This window comes from Rugosimonospora acidiphila, from assembly GCF_039543385.1.
Taxonomy (GTDB): Bacteria; Actinomycetota; Actinomycetes; order Mycobacteriales; family Micromonosporaceae; genus Rugosimonospora; species Rugosimonospora acidiphila.
Genome location: NZ_BAABJQ010000001.1, coordinates 99313 through 117770, shown reverse-complemented (window position 1 = coordinate 117770; position 18458 = coordinate 99313). Strand labels below are relative to the sequence as shown.

Below are 18458 nucleotides of genomic sequence, written 5' to 3'. Positions count from 1 at the left end.
ACGGTCCACCGGAAGACGAAAGTTCCCGGTCACCCCGAGGGGTGGCCGGGAACTTCGCTTTCGGAGCAACGCTCGCGATGGGCCGGGGATGGGCCACCGCTCGGGCGACCGGGGCCGGTTCACAGCGGGGCCCCGTCGCGGCGGGGAAAATGGCAGGGCCTAGTGCGTCAGGCCCTGGTTCCGGGGGCCCAGTCTGGGCCGGCCCCCGGTCAAAGCCCGGCGGCCGGCTCCGGTGGTTTGGGCGCCGGTCAGCCGGCGGCCGGCTCCGGCGCCCCGAACAGGGCCGGCAGCGTGCCGGTCCAGGCCGTGCGCAACTCGTCCAGCGGGATGTCGAACTGGTCCCGAACGGCCACCGCGGAGCCACCCACCACGCCGAGCGGCGTCCAGGGCAGCCCGTGCTCCTCGGCCAGGGCGGTGAACGCCTTGTCGTGCCCCGCGGGCACCACGGCCAGCGCTCGGCCGGTGGACTCGGAGAACAACGCGACGGCCGGGTCGATGCCCTCGGGCAGCGCGACCGTGGCGCCTACGCCATGGCGCAGGGACGCCTCGACCAGGGTCTGCGCCAGCCCGCCGTCCGACAGGTCGTGCACGGCCGACAGGAGGCCACGCTCGGCGGCCGCGGCGATCACCGTGCCCAACAGCTTCTCCCGGGCCAGGTCGACCTTGGGCGGACGCCCGCCCAGGTGCTGGTGCACCACCCAGGCCCACTCGCCGCCGGACAGCTCCGTGCGGGTGTCGCCGAGCAGGATCAGCACGTCGCCGTTGTTGCGCAGGCCCATCGGTACCCGCTCCGCGACGTTGTCCAGCACGCCCAGCACGCCGACCACCGGGGTCGGGTTGATGGCCACGGCGCCGGTCTGGTTGTAGAAGCTGACGTTGCCACCGGTGACCGGGATGCCCAGCTCGAGGCAGCCATCGGCCAGGCCGCGCACGGCCTCGGCGAACTGCCACATCACCTGCGGGTCCTCGGGCGAGCCGAAGTTGAGGCAGTTGGTCACGGCCAGCGGGGTCGCGCCGGTCGCCGCCACGTTGCGGTACGCCTCGGCCAGCGCCAGCTGCGCACCCGCGTAGGGGTCGAGCCGGCTGTACCGGCCGTTGCCGTCGACCGACAGCGCGACGCCGAGCCCGGACTCCTCATCGATCCGCAGCACCCCGGCGTCCTCGGGCTGGGCCAGCACCGTGTTGCCGAGCACGTACCGGTCGTACTGCTCGGTCACCCAGGACTTGTCGCACAGGTTCGGGCTGGCGGCCAGCCGCAGCACGGTCTCGCGCAGCTCGTCGCCGGTCGACGGCCGGGGCAGCGTCTCCGCCCGGTCGGCGTGCATCAGCGGCAGGTCGCTCGGCTCGCGCATCGGACGCGCGTACACCGGGCCATCGTCACACAGCGAGGCCGGCGGCACGTCGACCACCGTCTCGCCGTGCCAGTCGATGACCAGCCGGCCGGTGTCGGTGACCTCACCGATCATCGTCGCTGGTACGCCCCAGCGCTCGGCGACCGCGAGCACGGTGTGCACCTTCCCCGGCTCGACGATCAGCAGCATCCGCTCCTGCGACTCGCTGGCCAGGATCTCGTGCGCCTGCATCGACGGCTCGCGCAGCGGCACCGTGTCCAGGTTGACCGACATGCCGGTGCCGCCGGCCGCCGCCGTCTCGGTGAGCGCGCAGGTGAGCCCGGCACCGCCGAGGTCTTGGATGCCAACCACCAGGTCGGCCCGGTAGATCTCCAGGCAGGCCTCGATGAGCAGCTTCTCGGCGAACGGGTCGCCGACCTGAACGCTGGGCCGCTGCGACTGAGCGCCGGAGCCGAACGTCGCGCTCGCCAGCACCGACACGCCGCCGATGCCGTCGCGCCCGGTCTTGGCGCCCATCAGGATCACCGAGTTACCCGGGCCGGTGGCCGCCTTGTTCTGCAGGCCGTGTACCGACAGGACGCCCACGCACAGCGCGTTGAGCAGCGGGTTGCCCTGGTAGCACGGGTCGAAGACCAGCTCGCCGCCGATGTTGGGCAGGCCGAGGCAGTTGCCGTACCCGCCGACACCGGCCACGATGCCGGGCAGCACCCGGGCGGTGTCCGGGTGGTCGGGCGCACCGAAGCGCAGCGGGTCCATCACCGCGATCGGACGGGCGCCCATGGCCAGGATGTCGCGGACGATGCCGCCGACGCCGGTGGCCGCGCCCTGGTACGGCTCCACGAAGCTCGGGTGGTTGTGCGACTCGATCTTGAACGTGACCGCCAGGTCATCGGAGATCTTGACCACACCGGCGTTCTCGCCGATGCCGGCGAGCATCCGGTCCGACGGCGCCGCCTTCTCGGAGAACTGGCGCAGGTGCACCTTGCTCGACTTGTACGAGCAGTGCTCGCTCCACATGATCGAGTACATGGCCAGCTCGGCCTGGGTGGGCCGGCGGCCGAGGATGTTGCGGATCTTCTCGTACTCGTCGTCCTGCAGGCCCAGCGCCCGGTATGGCTGCCGGTCATCGGGGCGTCGGGCGGCCCGCGCCACGGTGTCCGGCGTGCCCGGCTCGTCGAGCCGCTCCGCCTCGGAACCCTGGCCCTCGTGCGCGCCGAAGTCCTCCTCGGCGTGCACGTCGGCGGACTCGAGCTCGGCCTCGTCCGACTCGTCCTCCGGGTCGTCGATGACCTCGTTATCCAGCACCTCGTCGGGCGCCTGCTCCGGCGCCGCGTGCTCGGGGGCGGCCGAGTCGGGCTCGCCCTGCGGCGCGACTGCCTGGGGCGCGTGCTGCGCCGGTACCGTCTGGTCTTCCGTCGTGGTCATGCCTCGACCCCTACTCTGCCGGCCAGGTGCGCCAGCACCGAGGCGAAGAACGCGAGGCCATCGGTCGACGGGCCGGTGAGCGCGTCGACCGCGTGCTCGGGATGGGGCATGATCCCGACCACATTGCCCGCCTCGTTGCGGATCGCCGCGATGTCGCGCGATGAGCCGTTCGGGTTGCCGCCGGCGTACCGGGCGACAACCCGGCCGGTGGCCTCCAGCTCATCCAGCACGGCCTCGTCCGCCACGTACCGGCCCTCGCCGTTCTTCACCGGGATGATGATCTCCTGGTCCTCGGTGAAGTTCTTGGTCCACGAGGTGCTCGTGGACTGCACCCGCAGCGCCTGGTCGCGGTTGCGGAAGTGCAGGTGCGTGTTGCGAGTCAGCGCACCGGGCAGCAGATGCGCCTCGCAGAGCACCTGGAAGCCGTTGCAGATACCCAGGACGGGCATCCCGCCCTTGGCGGCGTCGACGATCGACTCCATCACCGGGGCGAACCGGGCGATCGCGCCGGCCCGCAGGGAGTCGCCGTACGAGAAGCCGCCGGGCAGGACGACGGCGTCGACCTGGTGCAGCTCGGGGTCGTTGTGCCAGAGCCCGATGTCCTCGGCGCCGGCCAGGCGCACGGCGCGCCGGGCGTCGCCGTCGTCCAGCGAGCCCGGGAAGGTGACGACGCCGATCCTCACGAGTCGCCATCCGGCAGGTGCACGGTGAACTCCTCGATGACCGGATTGGCGAGCAGCTTGTCGGCGATCTCCCGGGCACGTTCGACGTCGGCGGTCCCGGCAAACTCGATCTCAATCCGCTTGCCGATGCGTACCGACTCGACCCCGGTGACCCCGAGCCGCGGCAGTGCGTTCGCGACTGCCTGGCCCTGAGGGTCGAGGATCTCGGGCTTGAGCATGACGTCGACCACGACGCGGGCCACGGGGTACTCCTGACTGGTGAAACGAATAATGCCTGTGTGTGGGCGGCCCAAGCCTACCGGGCCGCCGCCGGTCCCAGATCACCGACTGTCACCCGAACGGGTCGATTCGGTGTCAGCTTTGTCACATTCGCTGCGATAGTTACCAATTCTGGGAAAAGCTGCCGTTGATTTGTGGCGTTCTGTGGCGCACAGGGCACCTTGAGTGAGGCGCCTCAGGGGCCCGTAATCACGTGAGAGCGCTTATCGCGGTCAATACAGCTAATATTGCGCAAATTCCCGAGCCGACGTACTGGACCATCGCCAGGCTCACGTACTTCAGCAGCACCCGCCCGAGCACCACCGCGGTACCGGACACCGCCGCCAAGCCGACCCAGGAGCCGACGAAGACCGCGGCGGCGTGCCCGCCCCGGGCGACCAGCCCGACGGTGAGCAGCTGGGACAGGTCGCCCCACTCGGCGGCGAACAGCACCAGGAAGCTCGCGCCGGCGGCCCGGAGGAAGTCACGCCGCTCATCCTGGTCGCTGGCGAGCTTGCGCTCGAACTTGTGCTCCTGGTGCTGCTCCTCCATGCCGGCCCGGCGGGCCGATCGGACCAGCAGCACGGCGCCCACCGCGAACAGGCCGGCGGCCACCAGCCGCACGGGTGCCGCGGGCAACAGGGTGATCAAACGGCCGGCGAGGACGGCGACCGCGGTCTGCACGCCGAACGCGACGACCACACCGAGCCAGACCGGCCAGGGCCGGTACCGGGTGGCCAGCACCAGCGTGGCCACGAACGTCTTGTCGGGCAGCTCGACCGGCACGATCAACACGAACGCGGTCAGCGCCGCGATCACGTAACCGGTCATCACACCCTCACCCCCGGCCGCCTTACCGCGACGCCCAAAACCCAGGCGCCGCTGACGCCGGGGATCCATCACTTCGGGTGCCACACGCCGGCCGGATCGCGCCCGGCGAAGGTGGTCACGGCTCCGCGACCGCCCTTCGCAGCCTGGTCGAGCATACGCGTGATGTACTTGGCCCCCGTGGAGCTCCTGCACTCAGGCAAGGTCCGTGACCTCTACGCGGACGGCGACGACCTCATCCTGGTCGCCTCCGACCGGGTATCGGTCTATGACGTGATTCTGCCGACCCCGATCCCTGACAAGGGCCGGATCCTCACCCAGCTGTCCGTCTGGTGGTTTGATCAACTGGGTGACCTCCTGCCGAACCACGTGATCTCGGCCACCGACGTGCCGCCCGAGTTCGCCGGCCGGGCGATCCGGTGCCGGAGGCTCCAGATGGTCCCGGTCGAGTGTGTGGCCCGCGGGTACCTGACCGGCGGCGGGCTGACCGAGTACCGGGCCACCGGGTCCGTGTCCGGGGTGTCGCTGCCGGCCGGCCTCGACGAGGCCTCCCGGCTGCCGGAGCCGATCTTCACCCCGTCCACCAAGGCGCCGGCCGGTCAGCACGACGAGCCGATCTCGTTCTCGGCCGTGGTGGAGACCGTGGGGGCGGAGACCGCCGAGCGACTGCGCGAGATCACCCTCGGGGTGTACGAGCGGGGCGCGACGCTGGCCGCCGAGCGCGGGATCATCATCGCCGACACCAAGATCGAGCTGGGCTGGGCGCCGGACGGCACCCTGGTGCTCGCCGACGAGGTACTCACCCCGGACTCGTCGCGGTTCTGGCCGGCCGACTCATGGCAGCCCGGCCGGCCGGCGTTCTCGTTCGACAAGCAGTTCGTCCGGGACTGGGCCGCCGGTACCGGCTGGGACAAGCGCGCACCAGGGCCGGAGCTGCCCGACGACATGGTCGAGCGGACCCGGGCCCGGTACGTCGAGATCTACGAACGGCTCACCGGCAAGCCCTGGTGAGCCCCGGATCGAGGCCGGCGTCGCCGGCCTCGACCGGAGCCGGTGCGGCCGGCCTCGACCGGAGCCGGTGCGGCCGGCGGATCGCGTCTCAGAGGATCGGGGCGGGGCGGTAACCGGCCGCCTCCGGATGCGCGGCGACCACCTCGGCCACCCGGGCGGCCACCGCCTCCACCTGCGCGGACGCCATGCCGACGAACGCGCCCCGGTCGGCGATCAGGGCCTCGATCTCGGTCCGGCTCAGCCCCAGGCGGGAGTCCGCCGCCAACCGGTCGAACAGGTCGTTCTCGGCCGCGCCCTTCTCCCGCATGGCCAGCGCCACGGCGACCGCGTGCTCCTTGATCGCCTCGTGGGCGACCTCCCGCCCGACTCCCCGACGCAGCGCCGCGACCAGCACCTTCGTGGTCGCCAGGAACGGCAGGTACCGGTCCAGCTCGCGCGAGATCACCGCCGGGTACGCGCCGAACTCCGCCAGTACCGTCAGGAACGTCTGGAACAGCCCGTCGAGGGCGAAGAACGCGTCCGGCAGGGCCACCCGGCGCACCACCGAGCAGGACACATCGCCCTCGTTCCACTGGTCGCCGGCCAGCTCACTGACCATCGACAGGTACCCGCGCACGATCACGGCCAGCCCGTTGATCCGCTCGCAGGAGCGGGTGTTCATCTTGTGCGGCATCGCACTGGAGCCCACCTGGCCGGCCTTGAAGCCCTCGGTGACCAGTTCCTGCCCGGCCATCAGCCGGATCGTGGTGGCCAGCGAGGACGGGGCCGCCGCGGCCTGCGCAAGGGCGGCCAGCACGTCGAAGTCCAGTGAGCGCGGGTAGACCTGGCCGACGCTGGTCAGCACCCGGGCGAAGCCGAGATGCGCCGCGATGGACCGCTCCAGCTCCGCGACCTTTGCCGCGTCGCCCAGCAGGTCGAGCTGGTCGGCGGCGGTGCCGACCGGGCCCTTGACGCCGCGCAGCGGGTAGCGGGCGATCAGCTCGTCCACCCGCTCGTACCCGATGAGCAGTTCCTCCGCCGCGCTGGCGAAACGCTTGCCCAGCGTGGTGGCCTGGGCCGGCACGTTGTGGGACCGGCCGACCATCACGGTGGCCTCGTACTCGACGGCCCGCTCGGCCAGGCGCGCCAGCGCCGCGACCATCCGGTCCCGGATCAGCAGCAGGGAGCTTCGGATCTGCAGCTGCTCGACGTTCTCAGTCAGGTCCCGGGACGTCATCCCCTGGTGGATCGCCTCGAAGCCGGCCAGCGCGGAGAACTCCTCGATGCGCGCCTTCACGTCGTGCCGGGTGACCCGCTCCCGGGCGGCGATGCTGGCCAGGTCGACTCGGTCGAGCACCTGCCGGTACGCCTCGATCGCGCCATCCGGCACGGCTACCCCCAGGTCCTTCTGGGCCTGGAGCACGGCGAGCCAGAGCCTGCGCTCGGCGCGCACTTTCTCCTCGGGTGACCAGATGTCGACGAGTTCGGGGGAGGCGTACCGGGCGGCGAGAACGTTCGGGATCACCTGCCCATTCTGCCCGCTAGCGCTCCAGGATCGCGGTGACCCCCTGGCCACCGGCCGCGCAGATGGAGATCAGGCCGCGCCCGCCGCCGTCGCGGGCCAGCAGCTTGGCCAGGGTGGCCACGATCCGGCCGCCGGTGGCCGCGAACGGGTGCCCGGTGGCCAGCGACGAGCCGTTGACGTTGAGCCGGCCGCGGTCGATCGCGCCCAGCGGCTCGTCCAGGCCGAGCCGCCGCTTGCAGAAGTCCGGGTCCTGCCAGGCCTTGAGCGTGGCCAGTACCTGCGAGGCGAACGCCTCATGGATCTCATAGAAGTCGAAGTCCCGCAGCGCCAGGCCGGCCCGGGCGAGCATCCGGGGCACCGCGTACGCCGGCGCCATGAGCAGCCCCTCGCCGCCGTGCACGAAGTCCACCGCCGCCGTCTCGCACCACCGGAACCAGGCCAGTACCGGCAGCCGGTGCTCGGTCGCCCACCGCTCGCTGGCCAGCAACACCGTCGACGCGCCGTCGGACAGAGCCGAGGAGTTCCCGGCGGTCATCGTGTCGCCGTACACCGGTCTCAGCGCGGCGAGCCGCTCCAGCGTGGTATCCGGCCGGAGGTTCTGATCCCTGGTCAGCCCCTGGTACGGGGTGACGAGGTCGTCGAAGAAACCCTCCCGGTACGCCCGGGCGAGGTGCCGGTGGCTGGCCAGTGTCAGCTCGTCCTGCTCCTGGCGGCCGATGCCCCAGTCCTTGGCGGTGATGGCAGCGTGCTCACCCATGGACAGGCCGGTGCGCGCCTCCGCGTTGCGCGGAACCTCCGGCCGGAACGCCTGCCCGGGGCGCAGCCTGCTGGCCGCGCGCAGCCGACGGCCGAGCGTCCGGGCCCGGTTGAATTCGAGCATCGCGGTGCGCAGTTGCTCGTTGACCCCGAGCGGCGCGTCGCTGGTGGTGTCCACGCCGCCGGCGATGCCGACCTCGATCTGTCCCAGGGCAATCTTGTTGGCCACCAGGATGGCGGTCTCCAGGCCGGTGCCGCACGCCTGCTGCACGTCATAGGCCGGGGTGTGCGGGTCGAGGCGCGAGCCCAACACGCATTCGCGGGTGAGGTTGAAATCGCGGCTGTGCTTGAGGACCGCACCGGCCACCACCTCGCCGATCCGCGCCCCGGCAAGGCCGAAGCGGGCCACCAACCCGTTCAGCGCGGAGGTGAGCATGTCCTGGTTGGAGGCTGTGGCGTAGGGGCCGTTGGACCGGGCGAACGGGATGCGGTTGCCGCCGAGGATGGCCACCCGACGCACGGCGACATCCGTCACCGGAGCATCACTGGACGTCATCACGCCTCCCGGTAGAGAATGCTTGCACTCAACTTACTCATGAGTAGGCTTACCGCGCGAGGGTCCTGGGAAAGAGACGGACATGATTAGCGTCGGCGGGACAGGTCGATGAGCGACAGGTACGCGAGCTTCGCCGCGTCCGGACCGGGTCGAGCCCTGGTCAAGCGTCTCGGGTTGCCCCAGCCGCCCCGGCTACGCCGGTACCGGGCCGGCGACCCGTTGCTGCCGGGCCCCGTGCTCATCGGCGGGAACGGCCGGCTCGGCGGCGCGATCGGCAAGCTGCTGGATTCGATGGCCGTCGAGGTGCGCGACCCGGGCGAGCCGGCCGACCCGAACCGGATCGCGCTGAACGCCGCGCTGGTGTTCGACGCCACCGGCATCACCCGCTCCGCCGGCCTACGGGCGCTCTACGATTTCTTCCACCCGCACGCCCGCTCGCTCTACCCGTGCGGGCGCGTCGTGGTCCTGGGCACCCCTCCCGAGCGGTGCGCGACGCCCGCCGAGGCCACCGCGCAGCGCGCGCTCGGCGGCTTCGTGCGCTCGGTGGGCAAGGAGTTCGGCCGGGGCACGACCGCCAATCTGGTGTACGCGGCGCCCGACGCCGACCTGGAATCGACGCTGCGCTTCCTGCTCTCCGACCGATCCGCCTACGTCTGCGGCCAGGAGATCCGGGTCGGACCGGGCCCCGCCACCGTACCCGCCGACTGGGACCGGCCGCTGGCGGACAAGGTGGCGCTGGTGACCGGGGCGGCACGGGGCATCGGCGCGGACATCGCCCGGGTACTGACCCGTCAGGGCGCGCACGTGGTCTGCCTCGACGTGCCGGCCGCCGGTGAGGCACTGTCCACTGTGGCCAACGAGTTGGCCGGCACCGCATTCCAGCTCGACCTCACCGCGGCGGATGCCCCGGCTCGGCTCGCCGAGCACCTGCAGGCCCGGCACGGCGGCGTCGACATCGTGGTGCACAACGCCGGCATCACCCGCGACAAGACCATCGCCCGGCTGACGCCCGAGCAGTGGGACCCGGTCCTCGACGTCAACCTGTCCAGCCAGGAACGGGTCAACGAGGCGCTGCTCGCCGAGGATCTGGTGCCGCGCGGCGGCCGGCTGATCGGGGTGGCCTCGATCGCCGGCATCGCGGGCAACCGCGGCCAGACCAACTACGCCACCTCGAAGGCCGGCGTGATCGGCCTGGTGCAGTCGACCGCACCGATCCTGGCCGGGTCCGGCATCACGGTCAACGCCGTCGCGCCGGGCTTCATCGAGACGGCGATGACCGCCAGGATGCCGGTGTTCGTGCGGGAGGCGGGGCGCCGGCTCAACAGCATGAGCCAGGGCGGCCTGCCGGTCGACGTGGCCGAGACGGTCGCGTACTTCGCCAGTCCCGCGTCGGGCGGGGTGACCGGCAACGTGGTGCGGGTCTGCGGCCAGTCGCTGCTGGGGGCCTGACGTGACCGAGCGTCAGCGAGGGCACCGGAGCCGCAGGGCGCTCGAGCCTCATGCCGGACCGCAGCGCAGCGAGGATCCGGCATGAGCGAAGTTGTCGAGGTGCCGGCGGCACCGGGCATCGGCTCCGTGTACCGCCACGCCGCGCTGGGGCAGCTGCGCCACCGGTCGTCGACCGAGCTGCCCGGCACCACCCTGGTGCTGCGCGGCCTGTCCGTGGACCGGGCGCACCTGGCCGCGTACGACCGGGTGTGCGGGTACCGGCTGTCCGACCAGCTCTGCCCGACGTACCCGCATATTTTGGCGTTCCCGCTGGCCATGCGGCTCATGTCCGCAGTGGACTTTCCGGTACGTGTCATCGGGGTGGTACACATCGCCAACCGGATCGAGGTGCTGCGGCCGATCGACGCCGGCGAGCGGCTGGAGTTCACGGTGCGCGCGACCGACCTGCGCCCGCACGAGCGCGGCCGCCAGTTCGACGTGCGGACCACCGCCTCGGTGGACGACGAGGTGGTGTGGCGCGGCATCTCCACGTACCTGCGCCGGGAGAAGGCCCGCGACGACCCGGCACCGCGCGACACAGCACAGCGCGAGCGGGTACCGCGCCCGCCGGCGCCCCGGCCCACCGCCGTCTGGCGGGTCGGGCGCGACGTCGGTACCCGGTACGCCAAGGTGTCCGGCGACCACAACCCGATCCACACCTCGCGGCTGGGCGCCCGAGTCTTCGGCTTCCCCCGCACGATCGCGCACGGCATGTGGAGCATGGCCCGCTGCCTGGCGGCGCTGGAGGGCCGGCTGCCCGACTCGTACGCGGTGGACGTCGCGTTCAAGCTGCCCATCCTGCTGCCGGCCTCGGTCGGCTTCAGCGCCGAGCGGGACGACGACGGCTGGGCCATCGGCCTGCACGACGCCCGATCCGGCAAGCCGCACCTCACCGGCCACGTCACCGGCTGACCGGTCGCTTCCGGCGGGCTGGGGCGCGGGGACGGCCGAGAAGGGTTGGCGGGAAGGTAATAACGTCGGATGCCATGAGTCTCCTCCAGCGGATCAAGCACGATCCCGAGCTAGCGGACCTGCTCATCCACCCGTTCGACTTCGACCTGAACCGCCCCTACTGGGTGGGCGAGGACGAGACGCTGCGGTCCGGCCAGCGGAAGGAGCCGTTCGCCGGCACCGCGTCCGGGGACGGCTACTTCTTCTGCGGAGCGGGGGGCGAGGAGCGCCCGGTTCTCTACCTGTCGAGCGACGGCATGACGAGCCTGGTCGCCGAGAACCTTCCCGACCTGTTGACGCTTGTCGTCGCGGCCCCCTGGTGGCTGGACTGCCTCACCTCCTGGCGGCGGGGCCCGGACGCGATGCGTGCGATTTCCGGGGAGTGCAGGGCCGAGTTCGTCGAGGATTGTCCCGACCTTGAGGAATGCCAGGGTCGGATCGCCACCGCGCTCGACCTCGACCTGGGAGTGGACGTCATCGCCCGGTTGCTGTCCGCCGCACGACGCACTGACCCGGACTTCATACTTGTCCACTCGGAAGGCCACGAACTAGAGCCGCTGGTCCCGGCCGATTCCGGGATTTCGTCAGCGCAGTAGCGCGCCCAGGCAGCCCTACCCGGGGGAGGACGGTCGCCAGGTGGCGCCGTGCAGCAGTTCGCCCGCGCCCAGCCAGACGAAGTTCATCAGCCGGGTGGCGGTCACCTCGGCGGCCTCCTCGACGTGGTCGACCACCCAGTCCGCCAGCGACTCGCCCGCGCCCACCAGCGCGTACGCCATCGCCACCACGTCCGCCGGTCGGGGCTGCCGGCCGCCCGCGGCGATCACCCTGGCGAGCAGCCCGGACACCACGTCGACCATGCGTGCCCGCATCGCGGCCACCTCGGCGGTGAACGGCTCCTGGCCACGCGCCTGCCGGTACAGCACCGACCAGCCGTCGCGGTGGTCGCCCACGAAGGTGAAGAAGGCGCGAAGCCCTCGCCACAGTTGTTCGTCCGGCGGCAGAGCCGATTCGGGCTCGGCCGGCACGGGCCCCGCGAGCGGCGGCACCACCGCGGAGACGATCGCCTCCATCAGCCGGGTGCCCTCGCGGTGCAGGCACGCGATGAACAACTCCTCCTTGCTGCCCAGGTACGCGTAGACCATGGGCTTGGAGATGCCGGCCCGCGCCGCTATCTCATCCATCGAGGCGTTGTGGAAGCCGACCGCGGAGAACACGGCAACCGCCGCGTCGAGCATCTGCTGCTCCCGTACTGCCCGGGGAAGACGCTTCTTCGCTGCGGCCGGCACGGTTGCGATGATACCTACTGCCGCGTAAGGTTACGCACCAGTAGCTTAGCCGGTGCTCAGGAGGACAGCATGGCAGATTTCGATCTCTCCGACCTTGGCTCGGTGGACCCGCAGCAGTTCGCGCAGATCGTCAAGAACGCCTCGGCCGCTGAGATCAAGTCCGTCATGCAGGGCGACGACCGCGGCAAGGTACTGGACGCCATCTTCAGCCGGATGCCCACCCTGTTCCGCGCGGACCGCGCCGGCTCCACCAGCGCCGTCATCCACTGGAACGTGGGAGACCGGCCGGACGGCGGCTCCGACACGTACGAGCTGGTCATCGCCGACGGCAAGTGTGTGCTGTCGCCCGAGCCGAGCAACGACCCCAAGCTGTCCCTGTCCATGGGCGCGGCCGACTTCCTGAAGGTCGTCTCCGGCACCGGCAACCCGGTGATGATGTTCATGACCGGCAAGCTCAAGGCAAAGGGTGACCTGGGGCTCGCGGCCAACATCGCGAACCTGTTCGACATCCCCAAGGCGTGAGGGCTCCGGTCCGGTAACGCCTGGGCTGAGCCTGGCGACGAACCCTCGCACCGGAAGGGGACCGACCATGCCGGAGTTCTCACTCGACCTGAACGAGGAGCAGCGGGACCTGCGGGACTGGGTGCACGGCTTCGCGAACGAGGTCGTGCGCCCGCAGGCCGCCGAGTGGGATGCCCGCGAGGAGACACCGTGGCCGGTCATCCTGCAGGCCGCGAAGATCGGGCTCTACGGCTTCGAGTTCCTGGTCAACTGCTGGGCCGACCCCTCCGGCCTGTCCCTGTGCCTGGTCAACGAGGAGCTGTTCTGGGGCGACGCCGGGATCGGGATGGCCCTGATGGGCACCAGCCTGGCGGTCGCCGCCATCTACGGCTCCGGCACCCCGGAGCAGATGATCGAGTGGGTGCCGCAGTGCTTCGGTGACGTCGACGATCCGAAGCTCGGCGCGTTCTGCACCACCGAGCCCGAGGCCGGCTCCGACGTGAGCGCGATGCGCACCCGGGCCCGGTACGACGAGGCCACCGACGAGTGGGTGCTGAGCGGACAGAAGGCTTTCGCCACCAACGGCGGCATCGCCAACGTGCACGTGGTGACGGCCAGCGTCGACCCGGCGCTGGGCTCGCGGGGACAGGCCGCGTTCGTGGTGCCGCCCGGCACCGCCGGCCTGGTCGGCGCGAAGAAGCTCAAGAAGCTCGGGCTGCGCGCCTCGCACACCGCCGACGTCTTCCTCGACGACGTACGGGTACCGGGCCGCTGCCTGCTGGGTGAGCGGGAGGCCCTGGAGGAGCGGCTGGCCCGGGCTCGGGAGGGCACCCGGTCGGCGGGCCAGGCGGCGATGCGTACGTTCGAGCTGTCCCGGCCCACGGTCGGCGCACAGGCCCTGGGCATCGCGCGGGCGGCGTACGAGTATTCGCTCGAGTACGCGAAGGGCCGGGTGCAGTTCGGCCGACCCATCATCGAGAACCAGGCGATCGCGTTCGCCCTGGCGGACATGCGCACCGAGATCGACGCCGCCAGGCTGCTGGTCTGGCGGGCGGCGTGGATGGGCCGCAACAACCGGCGGTTCGAGGCCGGCGAGGGCTCGATGAGCAAGTTGAAGGCCGGCGAGGTCGCGGTCGCGGTGGCCGAGAAGGCCGTCCAGATCCTCGGTGGCGCTGGGTATCTGCGTGAACACCCAGTTGAGCGCTGGTACCGGGACGCGAAGATATATACGATCTTCGAGGGTACGTCGGAGATCCAACGGCTTGTCGTATCCCGGGCGATCTCCGGCGTGCAGATCCGCTGAACCCCTCAGCGGTGGCATCGGAGGTCGAGTTCCATGGTGGACCTGTCTTTCACCATCGCCACCCTCGCGCGACGTGGCCTGCTCTCACCCGGCTCGCCCACCAAGGTGATGCGACAGCTGGCGGCGCTGCGCCGCTTCGGGTACGGCCTCGGCGGTGAGCTGCGCTCGGCGGCGGCCCGCGACCCCGACCGCCTCGTGATCATCGACGACCGGAAGCTGCCCGCCCCGCCCGACGGCTCCGCAGGGCCGATGCCCGGCCGGCTGACCTACGGCGAGTTGCTGGCCCGCGCCGAACGGCTGGCCGCCGCGCTGCACGGTGCGTGCGGCGTCGAGCCCACCGACCGGATCGGGTTGATGTGCCGCAACCACGGCGGCCTGATCGAGGGGATGACCGCGGCCAGCCTGCTCGGCGCGGACGCCGTACTGGTCAACACCGGCCTGTCGCCGGCGCAGCTGGCCGTCGTCGCCCAGGAGCAGCAACTGCGGATCCTCATCCACGACTCGGAGTTCGCCGAGCACGCGGTGGCGCTGCCCCGAAGGGTGGAACGGCTGGACGAGTCCGGGGTGGAAGACGTGTTGGCCACCGCCCCCGCGGGCAACGCGCGACGGCCCGACCGGGAAGGGCGCACGATCGTGCTCACCTCCGGCACCACGGGCGCACCCAAGGGCGCCCGGCGGCGCACCCCGGCCGGGTTCGCGCCGCTGGCCAGCATCATCTCCCGGATTCCGGTGTACGCCCGGTCCCGGATGCTGATCGCGGCTCCGGTCTTCCACACCTGGGGGCTGGCCGCGCTGCAGGTCGGCCTGGCGCTGCGCGCCACCATCGTGCTGCAGCGCCGCTTCGAGCCGGCCGATGCGCTGTCGGCCGTCATCGAACACGAATGCACGTCCATGTTCGCCGTGCCGGTGATGCTTCAGCGGCTGCTGGACACGCCGCCTCGGCCGACCCCGCTGCGCGTGGTGGCGGTGAGCGGCTCGGCGCTGCCCGGCGGCCTGGCCACCCGGTTCATGGACGCGTACGGCGACGTGCTCTACAACCTGTACGGCTCGACCGAGGCGTCCTGGGCCAGCATCGCCACCCCCGAGGATCTGCGCCGCGCGCCGACCACGGCGGGGCGGCCGCCGCACGGTACCCGGATCGCGATCGTGTCGCAGGCCGGTCGCGAAATGGCCGAGGGACAGACCGGCCGCATCTTCGTCGGCAACGAGATGCTCTTCGAGGGGTACACCAACGGGGCCGGGCGGGAGACGCTCGACGGGCTACTGGCGACCGGGGACCTCGGGCACCTGGACTCGGAGGGGCTGCTGTTCGTCGACGGCCGCGAGGACGACATGATCGTTTCTGGTGGTGAGAACGTGTTCCCGGCCGCGGTCGAGAACCTGCTGGCCGGGCTGCCGCAGATCCGTGAGGTGGCCGTGGTCGGGGTGCCGGACCCGGAGTTCGGTCAGCGGCTGGCCGCCTGGATCGCGCTGGTACCCGGCGAGGTTCTCGACCCGGCCGCGGTACGCGAGTACGTGCGGCGGCACCTGGCCCGGTTCGCGGTACCGCGCGACGTGCGCTTCGTGCCCGCCCTGCCGCGCAACGCCACCGGCAAGGTGGTGCCCCGTGACCTGCCATGGGACGGGGCCTGACGCTAGATCGCGATGCGCCCCTCGATCGCGGCGGCCGCGATGTCGGACCGGTACTGGCAACCCTCCATCCCGACCCCGGCCACCAGGCCGTAGGCGGCGTCCCGGGCGGCGGCGAGGGTCGGCCCCACCGCGGTGCACGACAGCACCCGGCCACCGGAGCTGACCAGCGCGCCGTCGGGTCGCCGGGCGGTACCCGCGTGGATCACACCCGGTACCTCGGCGCCGGTGATCACATCGCCGACCTTCGGCGTACCCGGATAGTTGGCCGCCGCCACCACGACCGTGACCGCCGAGCCCGAGCGCCAGCGCAGCGTCGGCTGCCCGGCCAGCCGACCCACGGCGGCGGCGTGCAGCAGCCCGGCCAGCGGGCTGGCCAGCAGGGCCAACACCACCTGGGTCTCCGGGTCGCCGAACCGGCAGTTGAACTCGATTACCTTCGGCCCGTCCGCGGTCAGCGCCAGGCCGACGTACAGCAGCCCGGCGAACGGCGTGCCCAGCTCGTGCATCCGCTTGAGCGTGGGCTCGACGACCGTGCGCAGCACCTCGTCCACCAGATCCGGCGGGGCCCAGGGCAGCGGCGCGTAGGCGCCCATGCCGCCGGTGTTCGGCCCGGTGTCGCCGTCGCCGATGCGCTTGAAGTCCTGGGCCGGCACCAGGGGCCGCGCCGTGATCCCGTCGGTGAGCACGAACAGGGAGACCTCGGGCCCGGCGAGGAACTCCTCCACCACCACCCGGCCGCACGCCTGGGCGTGGGCGAGCGCGGCGGCGCGGTCCTCGGTCACGATCACGCCCTTGCCGGCCGCCAGGCCGTCGTCCTTGACCACGTACGGCGCGCCGAACTCGTCCAGCGCGGCGGCCGCCTCCTCTGCGGTGGCGCAGGTGCGCGAGCGGGCGGTCGGCACGCCGGCCGCGACCATCACCGACTTGGCGAAGTCCTTCGACCCCTCGATCCGGGCAGCCGCCTGGGACGGGCCGAAGCAGGCGATGCCCTTGGCCCGGATGGCGTCGGCCGCGCCGGCCACCAGCGGTGCCTCCGGCCCGACCACCACCAGGTCGGCGCCCAGCTCGACGGCCAGCCCCGCGATCGCGTCGCGGTCGGCGAGGTCGACCGGGTGCAGGTGGGCGAGCTGGCCGATGCCCGGGTTGCCAGGGGCACAGTGCAGTGCGGTGACGGCCGGATCGGCAGCCAGCGCGGTGGCGAGCGCGTGCTCACGGCCACCGGATCCGATCAGAAGTACGAGCACGGGTCCAGATGTTACCGAAAGGTCAACGCGGCGCTGCTCGCCGTCGAGGTTGCCACCCCCATCGGCGCTCGAATCGCCGCATCCGACCCGGCTCGACTCCGTTGAGCAATCAGATAATTACTCTCCGCGCTCATCCTCGTGTCACGCACGACGTGCTCGCCTCACCACAAACCGGCTCGGCTCCGCTCAGACGGGCGATCACGCAGTCTGTGCTCGCCTCACCACAAACCGGCTCGGCTCCGCTCAGACGGGCGATCACGCAGTCTGTGCTCGCCTCACCACAAACCGGCTCGGCTCCGCTCAGACGAGTGAGTGGCGGATCACGTTCTCTTCGCGTCCCGGTCCGACCCCGACGACGCTGACTCGGGTGCCGCACAGTTCCTCGATGCGCTCCACGTAGCGCTGGGCGTTGACCGGCAGGTCCTCGAACGTCCGCGCCTTGGAGATGTCCTCGCCCCAGCCGGGCAGTTCCTCGAGAACCGGCTTGGCGTGGTGGAACGCGGTCTGCGTCATGGGCATCTGGTCCACCCGGTGCCCGTCCACCTCGTACCCGACGCAGATCGGCACCTTGTCCAGCCCGGACAGCACGTCCAGCTTGGTCACGAACAGGTCGGTGATCCCATTGATGCGCACCGAGTACCGGCCGACCACCGCGTCGAACCAGCCGCAGCGACGCTCCCGACCGGTGGTGGTGCCGTACTCGCCGCCGACCTTGAGCAGGTGCTGGCCGTTCTCGTCGAACAGCTCGGTGGGGAACGGGCCGGCCCCGACCCGGGTGGTGTACGCCTTGATCACGCCTATCACCTGGGAGATCCGGGTGGGCGGAATGCCCGAACCCACGCAGGCGCCGCCCGCGGTCGGGTTCGAGGAGGTCACGAACGGGTAGGTGCCGTGATCCACATCGAGCAGGGTGGCCTGCGCACCCTCCAGCAGGACGGTCGCCCCGCTCTCCAGCGCCTCGGCCAGCACCAGGCGGGTGTCCGCGATGTACGGGCGCAGTCGCTCGGCGTAGCCGAGATACTCCTCGACCACGGCGGAGACGTCGATGGCCTTGCGGTTGTAGACCTTGACCAGGATCTGGTTCTTCTCCCGCAGCACCAGCTCGAGCTTCGCCTGCAGGATGCCCGGGTCGAGCAGGTCCTGCACCCGGATCCCGGTACGGGCGACCTTGTCCGCGTACGTCGGGCCGATGCCACGGCCGGTGGTGCCGATCCGGGACGAGCCCAGGTAACGCTCGACCACCCGGTCCAGCGCCCGGTGGTGCGGCATGATCAGGTGCGCGTCGGCGGAGATGAGCAGCAGGTCGCAGGAGACTCCGCGCTCGGTCAGCCCGTCGATCTCCTCGATCAGGACCTTCGGGTCGATCACCACGCCGTTGCCGATCACCGGAGTACAGCCCGGGGTCAGCACCCCGGAAGGCAGCAGGTGCAGGGCGTACTTCTGCCCGTCAGGCGTGATCACGGTGTGCCCGGCGTTGTTACCGCCCTGGTACCGCACCACGTACCCGACCTGCCCACCGAGCAGGTCGGTAACCTTTCCCTTGCCCTCGTCGCCCCACTGGGCGCCGATCAGCACGATCGCTGGCATCTTGGCCTCTCGCCTGAAGGGGACGGACCGGGCAGGCTGCCTCGGCATCTCGAGACCCCCGGGGTGCCAGGCTAACAAGCGAGTCGACGTGGG

General features: G+C 71.3%; 16 protein-coding genes. 7 read left to right on the top strand and 9 right to left on the bottom strand.

The features are described 5' to 3' along the window. Positions 1-248 precede the first annotated feature (248 nt). The 4 genes from purL to ABEA87_RS00590 all read right to left on the bottom strand — a co-directional run bounded on the left by purL (position 249) and on the right by ABEA87_RS00590 (position 4549). Complete coding sequence (purL, locus tag ABEA87_RS00605; protein ID WP_345625054.1) at positions 249-2777, bottom strand: phosphoribosylformylglycinamidine synthase subunit PurL; 2529 nt, start codon at positions 2775-2777, stop codon at positions 249-251. After that, positions 2774-3460: a phosphoribosylformylglycinamidine synthase subunit PurQ gene (gene purQ, locus ABEA87_RS00600; protein WP_345625053.1), complete on the bottom strand. Its 687-nt coding sequence runs from the start codon at positions 3458-3460 to the stop codon at positions 2774-2776. Before purQ ends, purL begins: the two co-directional genes overlap by 4 nt. Beyond that, complete coding sequence (gene purS / locus ABEA87_RS00595; protein ID WP_345625052.1) at positions 3457-3702, bottom strand: phosphoribosylformylglycinamidine synthase subunit PurS; 246 nt, start codon at positions 3700-3702, stop codon at positions 3457-3459. The genes purQ and purS overlap by 4 nt, the downstream gene beginning before the upstream one ends. 226 nt (positions 3703-3928) lie before the next feature. Beyond that, positions 3929-4549 carry a TMEM165/GDT1 family protein gene (locus ABEA87_RS00590; RefSeq protein WP_345625051.1) on the bottom strand — a complete coding sequence of 207 codons (621 nt, stop codon included), beginning with the start codon at positions 4547-4549 and terminating at the stop codon, positions 3929-3931. A gap of 177 nt (positions 4550-4726) precedes the next feature. Here ABEA87_RS00590 and ABEA87_RS00585 point away from each other — a divergent pair, with 177 nt between their 5' ends. Beyond that, positions 4727-5557, top strand: coding sequence for a phosphoribosylaminoimidazolesuccinocarboxamide synthase (locus ABEA87_RS00585; RefSeq protein WP_345625710.1), 831 nt, complete (start codon positions 4727-4729; stop codon positions 5555-5557). 88 nt (positions 5558-5645) lie between these two features. Here the strand turns inward: ABEA87_RS00585 and purB are convergent, their stop codons facing one another. Together purB and ABEA87_RS00575 are read right to left on the bottom strand one after the other, a co-directional pair. After that, complete coding sequence (gene purB, locus ABEA87_RS00580; protein WP_345625050.1) at positions 5646-7061, bottom strand: adenylosuccinate lyase; 1416 nt, start codon at positions 7059-7061, stop codon at positions 5646-5648. A gap of 16 nt (positions 7062-7077) precedes the next feature. After that, entirely contained in the window at positions 7078-8373 is a 1296-nt protein-coding gene (locus ABEA87_RS00575; RefSeq protein WP_345625049.1) for an acetyl-CoA C-acetyltransferase, read from the bottom strand. A 108-nt stretch (positions 8374-8481) separates the two neighbouring features. On the opposite strand from ABEA87_RS00575, the gene ABEA87_RS00570 reads away from it, so the two are divergent. The 3 genes from ABEA87_RS00570 to ABEA87_RS00560 all read left to right on the top strand — a co-directional run bounded on the left by ABEA87_RS00570 (position 8482) and on the right by ABEA87_RS00560 (position 11408). After that, entirely contained in the window at positions 8482-9822 is a 1341-nt protein-coding gene (locus ABEA87_RS00570) for a 3-oxoacyl-ACP reductase (protein WP_345625048.1), read from the top strand. Between the two features lie 81 nt (positions 9823-9903). Further along, positions 9904-10773: a MaoC/PaaZ C-terminal domain-containing protein gene (locus ABEA87_RS00565; protein ID WP_345625047.1), complete on the top strand. Its 870-nt coding sequence runs from the start codon at positions 9904-9906 to the stop codon at positions 10771-10773. A gap of 74 nt (positions 10774-10847) precedes the next feature. Further along, complete coding sequence (locus ABEA87_RS00560; RefSeq protein ID WP_345625046.1) at positions 10848-11408, top strand: hypothetical protein; 561 nt, start codon at positions 10848-10850, stop codon at positions 11406-11408. 15 nt (positions 11409-11423) lie between these two features. Here ABEA87_RS00560 and ABEA87_RS00555 read toward each other — a convergent pair whose 3' ends face one another. Next, on the bottom strand, positions 11424-12047 hold the full coding sequence (locus tag ABEA87_RS00555) for a TetR/AcrR family transcriptional regulator (RefSeq protein WP_345625709.1): 624 nt from the start codon (positions 12045-12047) through the stop codon (positions 11424-11426). 120 nt (positions 12048-12167) lie between these two features. Between ABEA87_RS00555 and ABEA87_RS00550 the strand changes: the two genes are divergently transcribed. The 3 genes from ABEA87_RS00550 to ABEA87_RS00540 all read left to right on the top strand — a co-directional run bounded on the left by ABEA87_RS00550 (position 12168) and on the right by ABEA87_RS00540 (position 15534). After that, positions 12168-12620, top strand: coding sequence for an SCP2 sterol-binding domain-containing protein (locus tag ABEA87_RS00550; RefSeq protein ID WP_345625045.1), 453 nt, complete (start codon positions 12168-12170; stop codon positions 12618-12620). Positions 12621-12687: 67 nt separating this feature from the next. After that, on the top strand, positions 12688-13902 hold the full coding sequence (locus ABEA87_RS00545; RefSeq protein ID WP_345625044.1) for an acyl-CoA dehydrogenase family protein: 1215 nt from the start codon (positions 12688-12690) through the stop codon (positions 13900-13902). 36 nt (positions 13903-13938) lie between these two features. Continuing rightward, positions 13939-15534: an AMP-binding protein gene (locus ABEA87_RS00540; protein ID WP_345625708.1), complete on the top strand. Its 1596-nt coding sequence runs from the start codon at positions 13939-13941 to the stop codon at positions 15532-15534. A 2-nt stretch (positions 15535-15536) separates the two neighbouring features. On the opposite strand, the gene purD is transcribed toward ABEA87_RS00540, so the two are convergent. Further along, positions 15537-16778: a phosphoribosylamine--glycine ligase gene (gene purD / locus ABEA87_RS00535; RefSeq protein WP_345625043.1), complete on the bottom strand. Its 1242-nt coding sequence runs from the start codon at positions 16776-16778 to the stop codon at positions 15537-15539. Positions 16779-17078: 300 nt separating this feature from the next. Then, the gene (locus tag ABEA87_RS00530) at positions 17079-18365 is read right to left on the bottom strand and encodes an adenylosuccinate synthase (protein WP_345625042.1); all 1287 of its coding nucleotides are present in this window, start codon (positions 18363-18365) and stop codon (positions 17079-17081) included. Between the last annotated feature and the right edge of the window lie 93 nt (positions 18366-18458).

What these genes read in the sequence shown, in the direction of transcription:
- purL (WP_345625054.1), bottom strand. Translation starts at nt 2,777, where the DNA reads ATGACCACGACGGAAGACCAGACGGTACCGGCGCAGCACGCGCCCCAG.
- ABEA87_RS00590 (WP_345625051.1), bottom strand. Translation starts at nt 4,549, where the DNA reads ATGACCGGTTACGTGATCGCGGCGCTGACCGCGTTCGTGTTGATCGTG.
- ABEA87_RS00575 (WP_345625049.1), bottom strand. Translation starts at nt 8,373, where the DNA reads ATGACGTCCAGTGATGCTCCGGTGACGGATGTCGCCGTGCGTCGGGTG.
- ABEA87_RS00570 (WP_345625048.1), top strand. Translation starts at nt 8,482, where the DNA reads ATGAGCGACAGGTACGCGAGCTTCGCCGCGTCCGGACCGGGTCGAGCC.
- ABEA87_RS00565 (WP_345625047.1), top strand. Translation starts at nt 9,904, where the DNA reads ATGAGCGAAGTTGTCGAGGTGCCGGCGGCACCGGGCATCGGCTCCGTG.
- ABEA87_RS00560 (WP_345625046.1), top strand. Translation starts at nt 10,848, where the DNA reads ATGAGTCTCCTCCAGCGGATCAAGCACGATCCCGAGCTAGCGGACCTG.
- ABEA87_RS00555 (WP_345625709.1), bottom strand. Translation starts at nt 12,047, where the DNA reads ATGCTCGACGCGGCGGTTGCCGTGTTCTCCGCGGTCGGCTTCCACAAC.
- ABEA87_RS00550 (WP_345625045.1), top strand. Translation starts at nt 12,168, where the DNA reads ATGGCAGATTTCGATCTCTCCGACCTTGGCTCGGTGGACCCGCAGCAG.
- ABEA87_RS00545 (WP_345625044.1), top strand. Translation starts at nt 12,688, where the DNA reads ATGCCGGAGTTCTCACTCGACCTGAACGAGGAGCAGCGGGACCTGCGG.
- ABEA87_RS00530 (WP_345625042.1), bottom strand. Translation starts at nt 18,365, where the DNA reads ATGCCAGCGATCGTGCTGATCGGCGCCCAGTGGGGCGACGAGGGCAAG.